Source organism: Microcoleus sp. K5-D4, from assembly GCF_036704575.1.
Taxonomy (GTDB): domain Bacteria; phylum Cyanobacteriota; class Cyanobacteriia; order Cyanobacteriales; family Microcoleaceae; genus Microcoleus.
In genome coordinates this window covers 12,461-32,448 of record NZ_JAUBSD010000065.1, presented here as the reverse complement: position 1 = coordinate 32,448, position 19,988 = coordinate 12,461, and the positions used below count along the sequence as shown (strand labels likewise).

At 46.5% G+C, this 19,988-nt stretch carries 15 protein-coding genes; 7 read left to right on the top strand and 8 right to left on the bottom strand.

Annotated elements, in window-relative coordinates:
• Positions 1-67 precede the first annotated feature (67 nt).
• A complete protein-coding gene (atpC, locus tag QUA77_RS19450) occupies positions 68-475 on the top strand; it encodes an ATP synthase F1 subunit epsilon (protein WP_006635885.1) in 408 nt (135 codons plus the stop codon).
• Positions 476-566: 91 nt separating this feature from the next.
• Here the strand turns inward: atpC and QUA77_RS19445 are convergent, their stop codons facing one another.
• Positions 567-866 (bottom strand): DUF7734 family protein, encoded by a 300-nt coding sequence (locus QUA77_RS19445; RefSeq protein WP_333041283.1) that lies wholly within the window; start codon positions 864-866, stop codon positions 567-569.
• A gap of 406 nt (positions 867-1,272) precedes the next feature.
• Here QUA77_RS19445 and QUA77_RS19440 point away from each other — a divergent pair, with 406 nt between their 5' ends.
• Together QUA77_RS19440 and QUA77_RS19435 are read left to right on the top strand one after the other, a co-directional pair.
• Positions 1,273-1,578, top strand: a complete 306-nt coding sequence (locus QUA77_RS19440; RefSeq protein ID WP_333041282.1) for a hypothetical protein — start codon at positions 1,273-1,275, stop codon at positions 1,576-1,578.
• A 439-nt stretch (positions 1,579-2,017) separates the two neighbouring features.
• Positions 2,018-5,413, top strand: coding sequence for an ATP-binding protein (locus QUA77_RS19435; protein ID WP_333451909.1), 3,396 nt, complete (start codon positions 2,018-2,020; stop codon positions 5,411-5,413).
• A gap of 48 nt (positions 5,414-5,461) precedes the next feature.
• Here the strand turns inward: QUA77_RS19435 and QUA77_RS19430 are convergent, their stop codons facing one another.
• The 5 genes from QUA77_RS19430 to QUA77_RS19410 all read right to left on the bottom strand — a co-directional run bounded on the left by QUA77_RS19430 (position 5,462) and on the right by QUA77_RS19410 (position 9,736).
• On the bottom strand, positions 5,462-5,737 hold the full coding sequence (locus QUA77_RS19430) for a peptidoglycan-binding domain-containing protein (RefSeq protein ID WP_333041280.1): 276 nt from the start codon (positions 5,735-5,737) through the stop codon (positions 5,462-5,464).
• A 221-nt stretch (positions 5,738-5,958) separates the two neighbouring features.
• Positions 5,959-6,240 carry a peptidoglycan-binding domain-containing protein gene (locus QUA77_RS19425; protein ID WP_190663498.1) on the bottom strand — a complete coding sequence of 94 codons (282 nt, stop codon included), beginning with the start codon at positions 6,238-6,240 and terminating at the stop codon, positions 5,959-5,961.
• Between the two features lie 515 nt (positions 6,241-6,755).
• Entirely contained in the window at positions 6,756-8,210 is a 1,455-nt protein-coding gene (locus QUA77_RS19420; RefSeq protein WP_333451907.1) for a hypothetical protein, read from the bottom strand.
• Positions 8,211-8,478: 268 nt separating this feature from the next.
• Positions 8,479-9,099: a DUF3177 family protein gene (locus tag QUA77_RS19415; RefSeq protein ID WP_333063502.1), complete on the bottom strand. Its 621-nt coding sequence runs from the start codon at positions 9,097-9,099 to the stop codon at positions 8,479-8,481.
• A gap of 400 nt (positions 9,100-9,499) precedes the next feature.
• Positions 9,500-9,736, bottom strand: coding sequence for a Calvin cycle protein CP12 (locus tag QUA77_RS19410; protein WP_190662788.1), 237 nt, complete (start codon positions 9,734-9,736; stop codon positions 9,500-9,502).
• A 304-nt stretch (positions 9,737-10,040) separates the two neighbouring features.
• On the opposite strand from QUA77_RS19410, the gene QUA77_RS19405 reads away from it, so the two are divergent.
• Both QUA77_RS19405 and QUA77_RS19400 read left to right on the top strand, forming a co-directional pair.
• A complete protein-coding gene (locus QUA77_RS19405; RefSeq protein WP_333041277.1) occupies positions 10,041-10,289 on the top strand; it encodes a hypothetical protein in 249 nt (82 codons plus the stop codon).
• A 190-nt stretch (positions 10,290-10,479) separates the two neighbouring features.
• Complete coding sequence (locus tag QUA77_RS19400; protein WP_333063501.1) at positions 10,480-11,733, top strand: FIST N-terminal domain-containing protein; 1,254 nt, start codon at positions 10,480-10,482, stop codon at positions 11,731-11,733.
• 159 nt (positions 11,734-11,892) lie between these two features.
• Here QUA77_RS19400 and QUA77_RS19395 read toward each other — a convergent pair whose 3' ends face one another.
• Complete coding sequence (locus QUA77_RS19395) at positions 11,893-13,944, bottom strand: iron uptake porin (protein ID WP_333451905.1); 2,052 nt, start codon at positions 13,942-13,944, stop codon at positions 11,893-11,895.
• A gap of 1,090 nt (positions 13,945-15,034) precedes the next feature.
• Between QUA77_RS19395 and QUA77_RS19390 the strand changes: the two genes are divergently transcribed.
• Together QUA77_RS19390 and QUA77_RS19385 are read left to right on the top strand one after the other, a co-directional pair.
• Positions 15,035-16,645: a glycosyltransferase family 39 protein gene (locus QUA77_RS19390; protein WP_333451903.1), complete on the top strand. Its 1,611-nt coding sequence runs from the start codon at positions 15,035-15,037 to the stop codon at positions 16,643-16,645.
• Positions 16,646-16,654: 9 nt separating this feature from the next.
• Positions 16,655-17,599, top strand: coding sequence for a hypothetical protein (locus tag QUA77_RS19385; protein ID WP_333451902.1), 945 nt, complete (start codon positions 16,655-16,657; stop codon positions 17,597-17,599).
• 141 nt (positions 17,600-17,740) lie between these two features.
• Here QUA77_RS19385 and QUA77_RS19380 read toward each other — a convergent pair whose 3' ends face one another.
• On the bottom strand, positions 17,741-19,894 hold the full coding sequence (locus tag QUA77_RS19380; RefSeq protein ID WP_333451900.1) for a hypothetical protein: 2,154 nt from the start codon (positions 19,892-19,894) through the stop codon (positions 17,741-17,743).
• Positions 19,895-19,988: the final 94 nt, after the last annotated feature.

Below are 19,988 nucleotides of genomic sequence, written 5' to 3'. Positions count from 1 at the left end.
ACTGGCAACTGACAACTGACAACTGACAACTGACAACTGACAACTGACAACCGACAACTGACAATTTATGACATTAACTGTGCGCGTAGTGGCCCCAGACAAAACTGTTTGGGATTCTAATGCTGAAGAAGTAATTCTGCCGAGCACCACAGGCCAACTGGGTATCTTGAGCGGTCACGCTCCTATGTTGACAGCTTTGGATACCGGAGTGATGCGCGTCCGTCCCGGCAAGGAATGGGTGTCTATTGCTCTGATGGGCGGCTTTGCAGAAATCCAAGAAAACAAAGTTACTATTCTTGTCAACGGCGCTGAAAAAGGCGAAACCATTGATAAAGAAGCTGCTCGTACTGCTTACACCGAAGCAGAAGCTCGTTTGGAAAAGGCTACTAGCGGCACTTTGCAAGAGCAAATTCAAGCTAAGCAAGCAATCAAGCGCGCGAGAGCTCGTTTCCAAGCTGCCGGCGGCACGCTCTAGCTCTCAGGGTAAGGACATAGTGCTTTTGTAGTAGGGACACAACATTGTTGTGTCCCTACTGTTTTTCTCACGTTGTGTCCCTAATGTTTTGCTAAACTCCCGCCTCGGACAATAGAGATTGCATTGTTTCCCAAGATAACCCCTGCTGAAGATAGCGGGGGTTATTTGGATTGTAGGGGCTCTCCACGCGATCGACACTGACAATTTGGGCTTCCTCCGGCAAAACAGGAACATCTGGATCGAAAGCGGTCGATCGTGTCAAAGAGCTAGAAAAGCCTTTAAAAATAGCAATTTCATCGAATTCGCCGTCAATTTCGGCCTTTACGATTAAAACTTCGTGCGATCGTTTTACCGTGTATTGTTCCAAGCGACGAGCAATAGAGTCAGCCATAGCAAATCTCACTTTCCTGAAATCTGCTATAATATAGCTTAGTTTTGTGCCTAACTTCAGGGACATCCAGCTAAATTTTTATTGTTAAGTATACCTTTTTTTACAGCAGGAAGTAAGCAGACATCATATAAATTTTGTAAAAAACCTCGGAAAAACTTTCCTGCTGCCAAACCTACTTGTCGGATATTTTATGAACCACAAGAAGACTAGGTTGCAAGTATCATTTCTTAGTCAAAATTGTATTAAACTGCCTTTAGCTTGGGAGATACGCTGCTATTTATTCTAGTTTTTTGCTTGAGAGCAGGTCTGGTAAGTTGCCACTCAAAGCTAATAAATAACTGTTTACTGGGCGGGAATTCTAGTTAGTGACTCAATTCTATAGCGTTTGGGCGAGCGAGAAAAATATATGTGCCGATTTGTCGATAGAGTCACAGTAAAAGGCAAAAAATCAGCCGTGTCGGTGTTTGAAATTTATGCTGCAGAAACAGAACAAAGCATTGAACTAAAACAGGAAACTGCTGCTAAGTTTCAAAAAGGTCAGGAGATTTATTTCGAGCAAAATTTTACTGAAGCGCAAAAATTATTCAGTAAGATTTGCGGAAGAAATCCTCAAGATAGGTTAGCAGCAATTTACTGCCAGCGCTCTCTAAAGAATGGAATGTATGGAGTGCCTGAAGGATGGTCGGGGATAGAAGCTTTGGATGAAAAGTAGTGATACAGATATATTGTATGTGAACATCGGTAGGGATAGGGCAATGCCTTGTCCGGCGGGGGGAGTAGGACACGGAAATGCCGTGTCCGTATGGTTCGCTTTGACTTTTAATAATTTGCTATAACAATACTTCGGACAGTTTTTTAACGGCCCTGTAAGCCGATCGCGAGAAAGCCCTGCCATTTTTAACGCATTTTAGGAAACTTAGGGCGCTTACTTAAACCTTGAAATAATAGTCCACCATATAGCCAGTCTGGGTTTCGGACACTCGATTAGATATAAAACTGTCCGAAGTATTGCTATAAGATTAAGGATTGTAGAAACTAGATCAGGTCTTCCTTGCGTAAGTTGTGTTTAAGTACAAAATGGTTTATAATCTTTACCAGCGCTCAGCCTTCGCTCCAAGTATTAACTGGGTTTTCCAACCTAAATTAATGTTATGTCCACTCTTTCTCTCAAGCACTTAGTGGCAAAACTTTCAAGAAAAGCAACGCTGCAAACTGTACTCATAGTTCCGTTTGTCTTGCAAGTATTTTCAGCGGTGGGTATTGTAGGATACTTATCATTTAGGAACTCTCAAAGAGCAGTGAATGACCTTGCTGATCAGTTGATGAGCGAGGTGAGCAATCGCATTGAGCAAAATTTGAGAACTTATCTGCAAACTCCGCACCAAATCAATCAAAGCAAGCTGGATGCGGTGAAACTGGGTTTTGTGAACATGAAAGACTTGTCAGCTTGGGAAAAGTATTTGTGGCGACAAGTGCAATTATATCCTTATATCAATTTTACATCGATCGCTAATCAAGATGGAGAATATCGCACTGGCGAAAAGATGTCTAACGGCACTTTATTGATTAACGCATCGGGTCAATCTAGAGGTTTTGATTTTTATTCTTACAATACTAATGATAGGGGCGATCGCACGACAGTAGCAGCCTACGTCAAAAACTTCGACATCCGACAGCACCCTTCCTACACCTATGCAGCTCTAGAAGCCAAACCCACTTGGAGTTCAGTTTATGTATCCTTACTAGAACCCACATTGATTCTCAGCGCGCTGCAACCAGTTTACAACAGCCAGAAACAGCTAGAAGGAGTATTAATTGCTGCTTTGCGTCTCGACAGTATCGGTCAATTTTTAAACAGCCTCAAAATAGGCCAATCTGGTCAAACTTTTATTATCGAAAGAAACGGCACGCTGCTGGCAACTTCCACACCGGAAAAACCTTTCCGCACCCAAAACGGTCAAAAAGAACTGTTTAAAGTTACAGAAAGCAGCGATGCAGTAACGCAAACTACAGCTAAATATTTAGAAAGTCACTTTCAAAACTTCTACCAAATTACCAAATTGCAGCAAATCCATTTTGAGATAAACGGGAAACAGCAATTTTTAAAAGTTCTACCCTTCCAAGACGGCAAGGGTTTAGATTTACTAATTGTCGTCGTCGTTCCCGAAGCCGACTTTATGGAACAAATTCATGCGGGCAACCGAACTACAGTTTTGCTATGCTTGGCAGCTTTGGGCATGGCAACTGTGTTAGGACTTCTCACTTCTGGCTGGATTATCAAACCTCTTATAAAATTAAAAAATGCAGCAATAGCTTTATCTGAAGGACAATTTGACCAAACTGTAAAGCTCGATCGCTCCGACGAGTTGGGCGTACTTGCCGCTGCCTTTAACAGCATGGCAGCACAACTGCAAGCATCTTTTACTGCCTTAGAAACTAAAAATATCGAATTGCAGCGACTAGACAAACTGAAAGACGAATTCTTAGCCAATACTTCCCACGAACTCCGCACTCCCCTCAACGGCATTATTGGGATTGCAGAATCTTTAATAGACGGTGCTACCGGACAACTGTCAGACTCAACAAATTTTAACTTAGCCTTGATTACATCCTCTGGCAAAAGATTGTCTTCTTTAATTAACGATATTCTGGACTTTTCTCAGCTCAAACACAAAAAGATAGAACTACAAATTAAGTCCGTCGGTCTTCGAGAAATAGTCTCTGTTATTCTCACTTTGTCTCAGCCATTAGTAGGCAAAAAAAACTTGCAGTTGATTAACTCAGTCGCTCCTGAATTGCCGCAAATAGCAGCCGATGAGAATCGCTTGCAGCAAATACTTTACAACTTAATCGGCAATGCCATTAAATTTACCGAAAGCGGCACAGTTGAAATTTCAGCAGAATTGGTAACGGGCAATGCACAATCACCGCATAATTCCCAATTAGCCATTACTGTATCTGACACTGGCATTGGCATCCCCGAAGATAAATTAGAGCGAATTTTTGAATCCTTTGAACAAGCTGACGGTTCCACTGCTAGAGAATATGGCGGCACGGGTTTAGGGTTAACTGTTGCCAAGCAATTAGTGGAATTGCACGGAGGGCAAATTCGAGTATCTTCAAATGTAGGCGTCGGTTCCCAATTCATCTTTACTTTGCCCGTATCTGAGAATCAGCCGGAATTTAGCAGCAGACAGCCGCTTTTAACCGAGGAATCTCGAATTTTAATCACTCGTGAATTCGCCCCCGAATCATCTATAATAAATTCTCAGGTCTTAGCCAATAGCGAGTTCCTAGAAAGTGAAAAATTAAAAATTTTGGTAGTGGATGATGAGCCGATTAATATTCATGTCATCATCAACAGTCTTTCTCTAGAAAACTACGAAATCACTCAAGCTAGCAACGGCTTAGAAGCTTTAAATTTAATTAAATCAGGATTTAAGCCAGACTTGATTTTACTCGACGTAATGATGCCGCAGATGACTGGTTATGAAGTGTGTCGAGAAGTCCGCAAAAAATACTCGCCTTTAGAAATGCCGATTCTGATGCTGACGGCAAAAAATCAAACTAGCGACTTGGTAGAAGCTTTTAACTTAGAAGCAAATGATTATGTAACTAAACCTTTTATCAAAAAGGAATTATTGGCGAGAATTAACACGCAAATTCGCCTTGCCAAACTGAATGCAGCCTACGGCAGGTTTGTACCGCACGATTTTCTAAACTTGCTGGAAAAGCCGAGTATTATTGAAGTAAAATTAGGCGAAAATCAGGAAAGAAATATGACCGTGCTGTTTGCTGATATTCGCTCGTTTACGGCACTTTCCGAAAATATGACACCGCCTGAAAATTTTGCTTTTATTAACACTTACTTAGGAAGGGTTAGCCCTGCAATCAGGAAAAATAACGGGTTTATTGACAAATATATTGGTGATGCAGTCATGGCACTGTTTCCTACATCTCCTGATGATGGTGTACGAGCAGCAATTGATATGCAAAAAGAAGTGAATATCTACAACCAGCAGCGAGAAAAAAATGGTTTGTGTCCGATCGCGATCGGCGTCGGTTTACACGCGGGCAATTTGATGTTGGGTACAATTGGCGAGCGAGAACGGATGGAAAGTACGGTGATTGCTGATGCGGTGAATCTCGCCTCTCGTTTGGAAGGATTGACTAAGGTTTACGGCGCGGGCATTCTAGTTAGCGGTGCAATTATCGATCGCCTAGACGATCCAGAAAAATATAAGTACAGATTTGTCGATCGAGTAATGGTGAAAGGAAAGACAAATGCTGTGTCGGTTTTTGAAATTTACGAGACAGAAACAGAGGAAAGCATTGTACTTAAGCAGCAAACTGCGGAGATTTTTCAAGAAGCTCTCAATTTTTACTACGAGCAAAAATTTGTTGCCGCCCAAAAAGTATTTCAAAACATTTTACAAATAAATCCGGACGATCGGGTAGCAATGCTGTATTTCAAACGAGCTCGCAAGTATCGAATGTACGGAGCCCCGGAGGGGTGGTGCGGAGTGGAAACTTCGACGGAGAAATAGGGCGCGCACTGCCCGCCCTAATCTCTTTAAAAGATGCTTGCACCAACTTTAAAATATAGTTGTACAAACTCCTAATTTATTCCAAGTTTTGGGGCCCACAATGCCATCCGCAACGATTTTTTGTTGCTTTTGAAAATTGATGACTGCTTGTTCGGTTTTCGGACCAAATCCTCCATCAGTATTTACAGAAAATCCGCTGGTGTGCAAGAGCCGCTGGAGGTAGCGAACGTCCTCATTTTGCGTGACGCCATCGTTGCGTTTGAGTAGGGGAAAATAACGGCAGGGAGGTAATTCCATGTGGTGAATTGCGTTTGTGGTTTGCATAGTTTGAGTCTCCATTGGTTGTTTGCAAGTTGTTTAAAAGCAGGGCAGCGGGGAAAAGATGTTAATTAATAGTCCTGAAGGCACTTTTGACTGGCATAAACGAGGTTTCGGCTTCGCTCAAGCACCAGATTTTTTAGCGTTTCTGGGGGCATAAAGGAAGTATTGCTGTGAAAAAACCCAGTTTCTTGCTACCCGTGCGCCTAGGATTAGTTAACTTGGATTTAACATCCGGGTTCACCTGTATAACAAGCGCCTAATAGACTCCAAGTTTGAGGGCCGACAATGCCATCAACAGCAATCTTATTTTCCTTTTGAAATTTGATGACTGCTTGTTCGGTTTTTGGGCCGAAGAATCCATCAGTTGCGACGGGATATCCGTTTTTAACTAAGGATTGTTGGAGGTAGCGCACGTTTTGATTGGCAGTGGTGCTATTATTTCGTTTCAGTGTGGGCAGTGAAGAGCAAAGAGGCAATTGAGCGTAAATTGAATTTGTGGTTTGCATGGTTTGATTGGGGATTAGTGGTTTGCAAGCCGTTTGAACTTGCTATTCCCCAGTTGTAGCTGTGGGGGGAAGTGCTTTAACAGTCGCTTTTTATAGTGACGCTTATCTGGGGTAGCTCAGATGAGTGACAGCCCGCTATCCAATCCGTCTTGTACAAAGTAATTGTCAAAGGCAAACAGCAGCAAATTTCCATTTTTTATCAACTTTTAGCATCTTTGGCACCAGTCCCACACCATAAGTAAGTCGCCGCCAAAAAACGCCCCTATGTAAACGAGGGCAAAGTCTCCAAAGGCTCTCTACTGGCTGACTTAAACCTGTTTACATAGTGTTACATTATGCGGTTTAATCCCGTATACCCACTTACCTGTACGGCTGTTGGTGTCGGGATGGATAGGCAGATTGACGTAGAGAAAGCGAGGCAATCAATCCTGTGACGGTGTAATCGCTGCACTCTTATACAAGCTGAGTAATAGTTTTTTATATAGAGGAGGCAAAAATACTGTATTTAAAGCTAGTTAACCATGTGAGCGAAAAGGGCGATAGGGAAAATTTCTCTGGGGTTGCGACTTTAACTGAGAAGTGATATCATAGTATCGGTAAATAGTAGATTTCCGGCTGTCAAACAACTTGAGAATTGAATCAATGACAATTTCTGTAACTATAGGGTTAAAGTCGGAAATAAAGTCGTCGGCGTTTAGATTTTCTCCAAAAAATTCCTTAGCTCGATCGCACTGATAGCGCATTTCGTCAAAGCCAACAATTTTTACCACAAACGTTGTCAGGGGCGAACTCTCCAAATCCGTATTAGAAGTGCTTTTAGCCCGCCCATTTTCTAATAAATTCAATACTTCCGTTTCTAAACCAATTTTAGGTTGGTAAGGTTTCTCTATTTCGGGAAAAAAGCTTTCTAGGCGCACGCAGTTAGGAGCTTGATCTGGAAATCCTCCCGTCATCATCGCCAGAGAAACTTCAATCCCCAAATCCGAAGAAAGAGCTTCTAGCAGGGCTAGGGCAGCCAGTTTGCACCCCAAATAAAGCTTCGCAATTTCGAGATTGTACTTAGCAGTAGTTTCCCAGCGCTGATAGGTGCGATCGTCTGGATATCCCTCAAACTGCCGGAAAATCATCTCTGGCTTGAGATTATTCAGAAAACCTTCCATCTTGAACAAAGCAACTCGGTAGTCGCGAACCGTATAAAAACCCCAGCAGATGAGATTGTGATTGGTTTCCGGCAGTAAATTCCAAGTATTTGCCAAAAAATGGGCTGAACTATGGTGAGCAAAACTCATCACATCCCGGTTAGAGATTCGCACAGCTTTTTTGACAGTTTCCCGCATTTCCTCATCAGTCAAACTGAGGTGAAATCGGCTATTTATTGCTTGCAAGCGGTCATAAAGGCGTTGGCTTACCGTTAATCCTGCATCGGCGGCGCGAAACGGAATTGTTGCTTCAATGCAGCCTGCAATTTGAAGCAATTGCTCGCGTTTGAGAAATGGTTCTAGAGCTTTTGCTGCTACTACAGCGCTGAGAAATTCGTTTTGTCCAGCGAAAGGATTGAGGACTTCGCCCGGTACAAAATTGAATACCAGCATTACCATCTCGAAGATAGCATCCGCTGGCAGTTCAGATTGATCTCGAATTTGTAGCTGTTTGTTAACCTCCTTTGCAACAGGAGTGATGTAGTAGCTGACGTTAAAGTTAATGCTGCGATCGACTTGCACGTAGACGGTATCGTGAAATAAAGCTGCCAAAACCTCGATCGCATCTTCCTTTCCCCCCACATCAAAAATATGTTCGGGAGTGTGAAAAAACCGCCAGGGCCCCATCATCGGCTGAACAATCAGTTCGGCAATCCGAGCGAGTTCACTTGGTTCGACTTTTGCTTCCAGGCGATCGAGCGCCCAAATCAGCCTTTCTAAGCACTGTAAGTAGGCTTGTTTGCTATCCATCACAGTCTTTCCCAATAACATTGCTGTCAGTCGATTTTAGATTTTAGATTTTAGATTTTAGATTTACTCCACAGATCAATCTGGAAGCTTGAACCTTAGTCTAAAATTTTTAGATCTCCACGACAGGAGTCGGCGGCTTGTATCCGTTTTTGGGCGGCGTCACGTCAGCTACTCTGCTGTTAGTTCGATTCTTTCGTATATGCGCCCGGTTTTTTTACTTGGAATTTTCGAGTGTTTTGTTGAAGACTTTAGGTGCAATTTAGGAGGAAAATACTAACTTAAACTAAACTTAATTTCCGGTAGCTGACCTCCCCTGTTTTCCTAGTCTAATAAGCACAAAGTATGACAAGTAAATTACATAGATGACTAAACCTATCAGACCCAACAATCCCAAAAATTGAGGGGTTGCCGTAGGGTGAAACATTTGTTTATAGAGCCAAGGTGGGTCTAACCAAATGCGGCAAAAAGGTTCGTCAATTACCTCAATTTGCGATTTAAAAGCACAGCTTAGGAAGGGAAGTTGAGCTAGAGCGCCCAAACCGCTGTAAACAGTAATCGCCCACCGCCAAGCTGTAAAAGCCAGTTTCAGGGGCGACTGCGGTCGATCGGCAATTTCTTCGTTTAAATCCTCCCAAAACCACAGACTAGCAGGAATTAAGGCCCTCCCAATCACCGAGGATACAAAGCTCACAGGCAGGGCAGCCATCATCAGGTAAAGTGTAATTGCCAGCAAACTCGCCACCCGCCAATAAATAATCGACAAACGGACGATCGCCTCAGCTTTTGCCACAACAGCCCAAATCAGCACTACCAGCGGGATCGAAATTGTTAATAACACAGACAACCGGTAATCCATCCAGACTAGCGGTTGAAACCAAGGCCCGGTGGCTGCCAATAAAAGACTCAACATCTTTGGGAAAATATACTCACTTATTTGTCACAAATTTTACTACAAAAATGCTAAAAAATCAGCAATCAGAACACCGTCTTAATGTTTTAGTTACTGCTACCTTTTCTAAGGTACTGGGCGCGCTTTGAAGGGTACTTGAGACACGATAGACGGCAATACGCTTGAGTTAAAACTGTTTATTCCTGAGATATCTCCTTCCCATCCTCGCCCCCCAAGGGGGACGCAACAGCAAATTCTTGTCCCCCTGGGGGGGCGAGGGGGAAGCTGGCGGATTTGAAGCGTATAGGGATAGAGGGCAAATCTCACCATTATTTCAAGGCTCAACCCCTCAAATAAAATTCTCCCGCGCCAAAAGTTAGATTTCGGCGCGGGAGGCAAGGCTTAGAGCTAAATGGCTCGTTTATTCCTCGTAGATGCGGCACTCAGCAGCGTCAGGATTGTCGTCGCAAAATTTTTCAAAAGAATTCTTAGGTTTGACTTGCTTTTGGTGGGAAGCTTCTGCTTGCAGTTCTTCAACTGCGTCCCACGCCGCCGCGCATTCCCCGGAAGTGGCGCCCTTGAGGTCACAGACGGTACGAGCGCTTTCTAGTTCTTCTTCAATTTTTTCTTGGATGTTGCCTGCGGGTGTTGTTGTCATAAAACTTGTTGGTAGGAAAGTGTAGGAGAATATGGTTGTCCCCGACCTATTTCTAGGTAATGTTAGCACGCGCCTTTGTTTAGTGAGCTTGTTCGGCTAACGGCACGTCCTTAACCCAAATAAAGATGTTTAACCGTTAACGACAGAGCAAGGGACTAGCTAAGCAGCCACTTGGTGTCATAACTCAAAAAACCTAGACTTCTAAAGTCTTAGGCGGGTCAACTGTGGTTTAAGTCTTAGGCTCGAAGCGAGCGTGTCTTTAGACCTGGGTCGTTGACCTTATTAAGTAAGAAAGGTTTTCTTTTTGGATGTTAGTTTGGGTTGGATTTGCTGTTTCGGTCTGGCGACCCCAGCTAATAATAGCTTGAGATGCGCTGCTGTTGCAGCAGCCCAGAGACAAACCATCCATAAGTGCGATCGCAGCAGCCGTCTCTACTTCCTGCTTTACTCTACCCCGTCGGCGGGGGAAGAGTCCACAGGCATCAATGTAGGTCGAGCTGACCTTACTTTTGATGAAAACATTACACGAGGTTGGTGTGTCAAACTGTATTGAGCTTTATCTTTTAAGATTTAGCTGAATACGGCATTTAACACTAAACAGATTAATGGGACACTCATGTTAACTTATGTTAACACAAGAACGGCAATCGATGGGGAATCGATCGCCCAACAATAGCGTCCCCCCAGTGGCCAGTTCCAGTTAGCCTAATGTATAGAGATAGTTTTATAGAGAAGTTTGCCTTATGTACACCCAAAACCAAATGCAATGGGTCAGCGCTTTATCAACCCGTCCCTCTTTGGAATCCGCCCTCAAAGAAGTTATAGAACAAGCAGATCGCGACCTAGAAGGCCCGGCTGATTTAGCGCTGATATTTATCTCGTCTGCCTTTGCCAGCGAGTATTCTCGGCTGATGCCTTTACTCCGAGAACTGCTGCCAGTACCCGCGATCCTGGGCTGCGGCGGGGGAGGAGTCATCGGCACGAACCGGGGCGGCCTCACCGAAGAAGTCGAGGGATCTCCGGCAGTCAGCCTCAGTCTGGCCCGTTTGCCGGGAGTGAATGTCAGAACTTTTCACGTCGGTGCAGAAGAACTGCCCGACTTAGACAGTCCTCCGGATACTTGGGTGGATCTCTTGGGCGTGCCGGCTCAGGAAGAACCGCAGTTCATCATCTTGGCAGACCCCTTTTCCGCAAAAATTAACGATTTGCTGCAAGGGCTAGATTATGCCTATCCAGGTGCGGCGAAGGTAGGGGGGCTCGCCGGCGGGGACGGTGCGGGCCGAGGCGCGGCGCTGTTTTGCGACTATCAGCTTTACCGAGAAGGGACGGTTGGGGTAGCTTTGAGCGGCAATATAGTTTTGGAAACGATCGTAGCTCAAGGCTGCAGGCCGATCGGGCATCCTTATCGGGTGACGGAAGGAGAGCGCAATATTTTGCTGAAACTCGAAGAACAAACCGACGATACGGGCAGCGCGGGCATCGAGCGATCGCCCCTAGAGGCTTTGCGAGAGTTAGTTCAAACTTTGAGCGAAGAAGACCGAGAATTAGCCCAGCACTCGTTATTTGTAGGCTTAGTCAGCGATGAATTCAAGCTGACATTAGAGCCGGGAGATTTTTTAATCCGCAATCTGTTGGGAGTAGATCCGAAAGTGGGAGCAATTGCGATCGGCGATCGAGTCCGTCCCGGACAGCGCATCCAATTTCATCTGCGGGACGCGCGCACCTCCGCAGAAGACCTAGAAATGCTGCTCGATCGCTATCAGCGGGCCGCCGAGTATAGTGGTACATCCAGCGCCGGCGCCTTGATGTTCTCTTGTTTGGGGCGCGGTGAAGGGCTTTACGGCGAATCGAACTTTGACTCCCGACTGTTCGGCCGATACCTCAAAAACATTCCCTTGAGCGGCTTTTTTTGCAACGGCGAAATCGGCCCCGTCGGCGGTAGCACATTTCTGCACGGCTACACCTCCGTATTCGGGATTTGCCGCCAAAATTCATAATTTGTGAACTGTTGACTGTTGACTGATGACTGATGACGGTTAACTGTTGACTAAAATCTAAAATCTAAAATCTAAAATCTAAAATTGATCGACTGATGACCAATAACTAAAAGCGGCAGTCGCCTGCCGCTTTTAGCTGTAACTAGATGTCTGGAAACCTTAGAAACTAAAGGTAGTACGGAGGAGTCCGACCCAGATATCGTCGTTTCTGTCGTTGTGTTCGGGATTCAGAATCACATAGACGCCCGGTGTCACCGAAATAAAGTCATTGACTTGGAAGCGATAGAAACCCTCTAAGTGATAAGAGGTGTCGCGGTTTCTGGCGACATCACTCTCGGTAACTTTTGGCGGTACACCGAAGACGAAGCCGAGGACGTTGCCTTGTCTGGCAAAATCTCCCAGGGCCACAGTGATAGCACCATTCTGGATGGTAGCGTCATTGTTGCCGCCCCGCAGTTGTTCAGCCTTGGTGTAACCGTACCAACCGCCAATCTGAAAGCGACTGCTGGGTTTGAAGTTAACTTGCACGCCAAAGTTATCTGATGCGGTGGGTGATTGATCGAAGGGCCGGTTAGCCAAGGCACTGCCGACGCCGCCCATGATGTTAACATCACCTGCCCGATTGTATTTCCGGGTGTAAGTCAAGCCCAAGTCAAACGGTCTGCTAAAAAAGCCGATCTGACCCAGAGCGCTGAAAGAACCGTCGAAAACGCCCCTACCGTCTGCTGGGTTGGGAGCATCGCTGTCACCGGCAAGATAGCCTGCGGTAGCTCGCAGGCTGCCCAAGTTGAAACTCACACTTGCGCCAGCTCCCTGCGGCCCGCGGAATACAGCCGGGTTGCGAACTCCAAATCTGGAAAGTGAACCGTTACTCGTAGAGTTACCAAAGGTAGAAGCTTGGTCTGCAATTTCATCTAGGTCAAGTCCTTTAGGACCGACAAAGACTGTAGCTTTACCCATCGGGAACCGATAGTACAACTCGTCTAGTGTGAAATTGCTGTTCTCAGCTCCATCAAAAGCTAGGCGAGCCATGTTAGTACCCGTAGCTGTTGCTGCTGAGTAGTTGGCGACGTTGAGGGCTTGCAAGCGGGTTCTGAGCAAGTCTCGACCGGTGAAGCTGGTATTGAAGTTCAACCGCACCCGGTAGCCGAAGTTGGTGACTGTTCTATCGTCCTCAAGGCGGATACCATCTCCCACGAAGGTGTCGCTGACAGCAAAAATGGCTTCTCCAGCCAATTTGGTGGTGGTGGAGAACTGGTTGGCTTCGAGTTCTGCGGTGCGAGCTTCTAGGCCGTCTACTCGTCCGCGCAGGGTAGCGAGTTCGGCTGCAAATTCTTCTTGCAGGCGTTGCAGGATAGCTAAGTCGTCTCGGGTAACTAAGTTACCTGTTGACCCAATGAGTTGGGTTATCTGGTCTAAGCAAGCGTTGACGCCGGCTGCAAATTCGTAGCGAGTCAGGGCGCGGTTGCCGCGGTAGGTGCCGTCGGGATAACCTACGATACAACTGTAGCGTTCGACTAGGGATTGCAGGGCTTGGAATGCCCAATCTGTCGGGCGCACGTCGGAGAGCTGAGTGACTGATGTCACCTGGGACATGGTTCCCGACGGTTGGGCCGGCAGCGCTTGGGGAGCAACAGGGACGATGGGACCCCCCATTCCGGCGGCTGGTGTCTGAGCAATTTCTACCTTAGTGGCTGGGGTGCTGGCGACTGCTGGCACTTCAATTTTCCCAGGGGCGTCTGTCTGGCTGATTTGCTCTGCCAAGTCTGATGCTTGGGGCGAGGATTCGGCTGTGCCTGCTGCTGCTAGAGGTTCAGTCGGTGCTGCGGCGCTGACCGGAGCGATTGGGGCTGCTAACTCGATGTCGCTGCCTGTTGTTTGCAGTGTTGTTGGCAGTGCTGCTGCGCTGGTTTCGGGTTCGATTGAGGCGAGTTTTTCAGCGTCTGCTTCGTTAACGACCGGGGTTTGGGCCGCTTCGACGCTGCTGTTTAAAGCCAGGTTTTCTGGGGCAGCAGGGGCTGCTGCAACTGGTTCTGCAACTATTTCTCCAACTATTTCTGCAATTTTTGACTCAGATGACTGAGCTGTAGCTAGCTGGTTGGCTTCAGCGGTTGCGGTCACTTCTGCGGCGATCGCAGTGGCACTCATGACTGATGATAGCCCCAGAATTGCCGGGGATACTAGCAGTAAATTCCAAAAAGTTCTGTTCATTTTCCTCACACCTTCACACTCTATTCAACTCGACGAGCAGCAATTCCCAACTGCTAATTTTTGTGGTTGCTTGCCTGTTGACAATAACTGCCAAAATAGAACCTATCCATAACTGTTGATTCACAGTAGGCGTCTCTACTTCTGCTTGAACGTAGGGGCCCAGCCCTTATACCGCCCCGGCATCAATTCAGGTCAAGCCCACATTACATTACAGTTGATTATACCATCACGTGCTAATTTCATCTGTCGATCGCCAGATTTGCTTAAGTTGCTCTGTAGGCGATCGACAACTGGTTCTACAGGTTCGACCACAATCTGCCTCTAACTGACAACTGCCCAGAGTCCTCGGTTATGCCAGACTTAACAGACAGTTATAGGTAGGATTGTGGCTGCTTGTCGCATCCCTTATACAGCTTTATATCCTATAATGTCAAGCTTTTTAACCTCACTTTAAACCTCGCGACCCGGCAGGGGCTATTTTCCCGCCATGAGTGGGGAACTGAGACCTAAAGGCTGGTAGATTTACCCGATCCAAACCAAAGTTCAGGCTTGACCAATTTTGGTTTTTTGATGCCCGCTGCCGTCGGGACTTGCCAGGGCGATCGCCCTTTTTGAGACGGGCCGTCGGCGGATTTAATTTCCCGTTACTTTAACACAATTTTTTTGCGGTCTGGCAGCCGCAGCCGACTGAATCTCTGTTAGCTGAAATTATAGTTTTGTGGCCTCGCTGTCTTGCGTTTGACAACCAGTTATTTTTTTGGCACAGCCTCGGGATCTCAAAGCACATTTTCTCTGTAATTTATGCCACTGCCAAAGTATCCATTGATTCTCCGGGCATCCTGGACGCATCAACAGGGTTTGAGGAACGCAAATAGTTGCTTTTAGGCGATCGCTCGAAGTTAAAAAACCGAGTTTATGAGAGTAAGGACTGCATCCAAGACGGTTTTAATTTGCTAAGAACACAAGTAAATGTCGGCAGTTATGGGAGAGCGATCGAACAACCTATAGATTGGGCAATGCACTCGCTCTTTCTATGGTATGTTAAATTGATGCGTACCATCTATATTTTTTTACACCATCTCTGACTGGGATGAAAACAAAACTGCGGCTGTTAGTAGTGGTATTATTGCTATTAGGATTTTTCTTTCGCTTCGTCAACATCGACACCAAGTTTTATTGGTACGATGAAGCATTTACTTCCCTGCGGATTTCTGGATACACGCAAACAGAAGTTCTTCATGAAATAAGCAGCGGTCAGTTAGTAGCAGCCAAAGATTTGATGAAATATCAGCGCCTGAATGCGACAAAAAATTTTGGCGATACTGTTAAAAGTTTGGCCATAGAAGAACCTCAACTGCCACCACTGTATTTTCTGGCAGTCAAGTGTTGGGCAAAACTATTCGGTGATTCTCCTGCGGCGATAAGAAGTTTCTCAGTTTGGATGAGTTTGTTAGCGTTTCCTGCCCTGTACTGGCTGTGCCGAGAATTGTTTGCATCGCCGGAAGTTGCGTGGATAGCCGTGGGATTGCTAGCAGTTTCTCCCTTGCACGTGCTTTATGCTCAAGAAGCACGTCCCTACAGTTTGTGGCCGGCGCTGATTTTGCTTTCTTGTGCGTCTCTGCTACGAGCAATGCGGCTGCCAACAAAGCTGAGTTGGAGCATTTACGCAGTAGCAAATATTCTGGGATTTTATACTCATTTATTTAGCTTATTAGTTGCGTTCGGACACGGAATTTATCTAGTAGGAAATCAAGATTTTACGTTGAATAAAAAGCTAGTGAGTTACTCGATCGCAAGTGCCGTATCGTTGCTAGCATTTCTGCCTTGGATGGTAATTTTACTGATAAATAAAAGCGCAGCATCCGGGGCGACAAGTTGGGCAAATCTAGAAAGTCAGAGGCTATCTTTAGTTAAGAATTGGGCAGGAAATATCGGTCGCGTTTTTTTTGATTTGGGGCTAAGTTCTAGTGCTAGATCGATATATCTTATTGCTTTAATGGCAGCTACTTTAATTTTAGTGGCAATCGTAGGGTATGCAGTTTATTTTCTGTGTTCGGAGACGAGCAAACAGGTTTGGCTGTTTGTGGTGACGATGATGGCGGTGACAGCACTGGCACTCGTGCTGCCGGATGTTATATTAGGAGGAATCCGCTCGACTAAAGCTCGCTACCTATTTCCGACTTATTTGGGGATGCAAATCGCTGTTGCTTACCTGTTAGCGACTAAAATTACCGCGCTGGGCGTGCCAAGCTGGAAACGGCAAATGTGGAAAGTTTTGACAGTTGTACTGTTAACGGGCGGCTTGCTGTCGAATGCCGTTAGTTCTCAAGCCGAGACTTGGTGGACTAAGGAATGGGGCCGGGAAAATCCCGAAATTGCTCGCAGGATCGATCGTTCTCCAAAGCCGCTGCTTGTCAGTGATATCTCGGAAGTCAGCCTGGGAAATATACTGTCAATGAGTCATTTGTTAGAACCGAAAATGCGGCTGCAATTGGTGTTGCTTGACCCGGAAGCGCGGCGTCGAGTTCAGTTGTTTGACAGACCAACTATACCCAATATTCCTAGTGGTTTTAGCGATGTTTTTGTCTACGGGCGATCGCAGAAGTTTAGTGCTAAGCTGGCGAAAATGCAAAACTTGAAAATCGAGCTGCTTTCAGAACAAAAAACCGAAAAGCTGTGGGTAGGCAAGTTAGTAAAATAGTGAGGGTTTATGGAAGACTTTGGTATTATTATTGCCTGCTGCGACCAAGATTATCTGTTTGCTAAGGGTTGCTGTGCTAGCATCCGATATTTCCTGGGAGATGTGCCGATTTGTCTGTTGATAGACGGTACGTTTTCTGTGAGTGCTTTGGAAAAGTCCTATGGGGTGCGGGTGATCGATCGCACAACCGTGTCTGAAGAGGTTCTCAGGAAAAGAAGTTTTGGTTGGGGAAAAACTAAAATGATTGCTTTCTGGGAAAGTCCTTGGTCAAATTTTATGGTTTTGGATGCCGATACGATCGTCTGGGGCGATGTTCTCAAATTAGCTAATTTTCAAGAATTTGATTTTATTGTAGACCAACCTTGTCAGGAAAATTCCGATGCAGATGTTTCAAAATTTTTCTTTGACATTCCGGGCGTTGAAAAGCATTTCCCCAGTTTTAGCTGGTCGAAATATCGAGCAAATTATTTCTGCACAGGTACTTTTTTTGCAAAACGCGGCGTTTTTAGCTTGGAAGAATACGTAGAAATTTTAGATTTTACGGCGGCAAATCCGGGGATATTTAAGTACGGAGAAATGGGGTTTTTGAACTTTATGATTTTCCGGGCGGCGCAAGAAAATCGGCTGCGGGTGCAGAGTGTGGATATGCAGTTGTTGGTGCCGGATTTTGACCAGGATTGGGTGAAGAAGCGTTTTCCGATGGAGTCAAGCGGGCCTGGGGGCGATCGCACTCAGGCGACGGTGATTCACTGGTGCGGGCCGAAGCCGACTTTATCTAGTGGGAAAGTTTACTCGGAACCGATGAATTTTTGTCGCCGCAAGTGTGAGGAGGATGTTTGGAACCGCACGGGTTTGGCTGCCGAGATGTCGCTGCAAGTTGAGGATTTACAGCGATCGATCTACGTGTATAAGAATAAGTTTAAGAAGAAGTTTCGGCAGTTGACTGGTAAGTAGATTAGGACTGGGGCGCGAGAGAAAGCGGAAATATTCCCCGATTTCTCGCCGCTACATCCAGATTTTTCTAAGAGTCTTTTGTCAAGAGGCTTTTTTTACCGCAGATGTCAGCGGATCAACGCGGATGCACGCGGATTTTGGCTACCCATCCAGAGGTAAAGTTGGGCCGGCTGGGGGTAAAACTTGGCGGTGAACACTTACTTTATGACTTTCCCGCTGAGTTTGCATTTCGACGGCGATCGCCTCAAATTCGACTTCCATGCAGCCGTAGGGAATCTCTAACTCGATACTTGCTCGCACGTTTCCCAACCCGTTAGGTTTAAATTCGGTAATCCAGCGCGGCCCGTCGAGAATCAGATAGGTTTGTCGATCGTAAACCCAAACTTTTACATAAATCCGGGGCATTAATTCCGGGAGTTGCACTTGCACTTTTACTGGTCCGCCGGCGAGGATTTCGGCACGCGGCAATTCCAAAATAGGCATCGGTACTAACTCGTCTTCTGGCAAAACGTAGGGAGTTGGGGGAGTTACTTCGGCTGCGACAGTTGCGGTTTTTTGAGCAACTTGTTTCGGCTGCGGGGGCTCGTCAAAAACGACAAATTCTCTGGCTTCTGGGCTAGTCGATTTGGGATCGGAAATTGTTTCGCTCGTTTCGGGTTGCTGCTGGGTTGGGCTGCTTTCTTCCACAACGGCAATTTCGTCGCTGCTATTGGCGGCGGCTGTTGGAGTTGGTGACAGGGTAGTTGCTTTCAGCCAGTCGGGGGATTCGCCGTTGCTGGCTAGGGAACTCAGTCGCGACCAAAATCGACTTTCGACTTTTAAGGTTTGAAATGCGTGTTTTGTGGGTGTTGGCTGGGTTTCTGGGGCTGTTGTTTCTAATTCGGGGCTGTTTTCGGGTTTTTGCTCTATCGCTCCGATTTCGGCTGTTTGATTGGGATTGGGGATGTCTGAGGCTTTGGTTTGTGGGTCGATCGACTCTGGGGCAGTTCGAGGCGAATTGGAGATTTCCGAGAGCAATTGCACTCGGCTGCTGTCGGGCAGTTTGTTACCGAATGCGGGCAATTCTAGACCGCCGGCACTTGGGGTGTGACGTGAAGCCAGTAGAGGGGGTAGGGCTTCCTTGGTTGGGGATTCGGCGGGGGAGGGAGGGTCTAAAGATTTTTGTACTAGCTTGAGGAAGGATTGATTTTTGGGGCTCCCAGGCTGTTTTGAGGCTGTTGGGGAGGGTTCGGCTTGATGCTTTTCTTCGATGAAATTGTCTTTAATTTCCTCTAGAAGGTGCTCTAAACGGGCTGTAATTGTGAATAGTTTGGTGGCTAGGGTGACGCTGCCGCTGCTGAGAATTGCTTCTCCTAAAATTAGGCGGCTTTTGCATTCGGTTGGGATGTAGGTGACGCAGGCAAAGATGCAGGGGGGAACTTGTTCTGGCATCGGCTGCTGGATTTCTGCGAGAATTTTTGAGGTTTGGGGGTCGCGCAGGTAAATTTGCAGTTGTGCGGAACCGATGAGTTGTTTGAGTTCTCTCGCTTCGGATTCGGGGAGGAGAGTTGCTGTTTTTCTGGTTTTTTGGGGGGGTTGGGGAATGTCGATTTTGCCGGAAATGATTAATGGGCGACCGAGTTGGGTGACGAAGGTTTCTCGATCGAGGACGAGTTCGAGTTTGACGCCCGGTTTGGGTTCGGGGGTTTGGGGAATTGGGAATTGGTAAATTTTGGTTTGCTGGGGTGCTGAATCGGCTGCTGCGATTTGGGTTGGTGCGGGGCGATCGACCGGTGCTGCAATTTGTGAGGCTGCGCGATCGACCGGTGCTGCAATTTGTGGGGCTGCGCGATCGATCGGTGCTGCGATTTGTGGGGCTGCGCGATCGACTGGTGCTGCGATTTGTGGCGCTGCCGTGGAAGCAGCAGGTTCGATTTGGTCGATCGGCGGTAGGGGTTCGGAGGTTTCCGATTCTGCGGGCAATACTTCCAACTGAACGCCGTACTGCCAAGGTTTTAGTGGTGTTGATTTGGGATCTGGCAAGCAGGAGAGTTCCCACAGTCCGGGTTTGAGCCTGGTGTAGGGAATGATCACGACTAATCCTTCGGGGTTGGTGCGGGCCGATCGGCTTTGGACTTTTCGCTGCGCCCCTTGGTCGAAGGAGGTATGGGTAACGCGAATTTCGATGTCGGTGTTGGGGTGCTGAATGCGAGCAACCACACGGTATTTACCTTCTAGAATTTCCACGTCGGAGGTTTCTAGGGGCAACCAGGCGCGATCGCCCTCTTTCTGTAGCAAAAATTCTAATTTTTTCATTGTTGTTTCCCCTTGAAGGCTCCCGCTTGATTCGTCACAGGTTGATGGTGGTTTGTTGAGCGACAGCTACAGATATTAAATTACTTATGTTTTA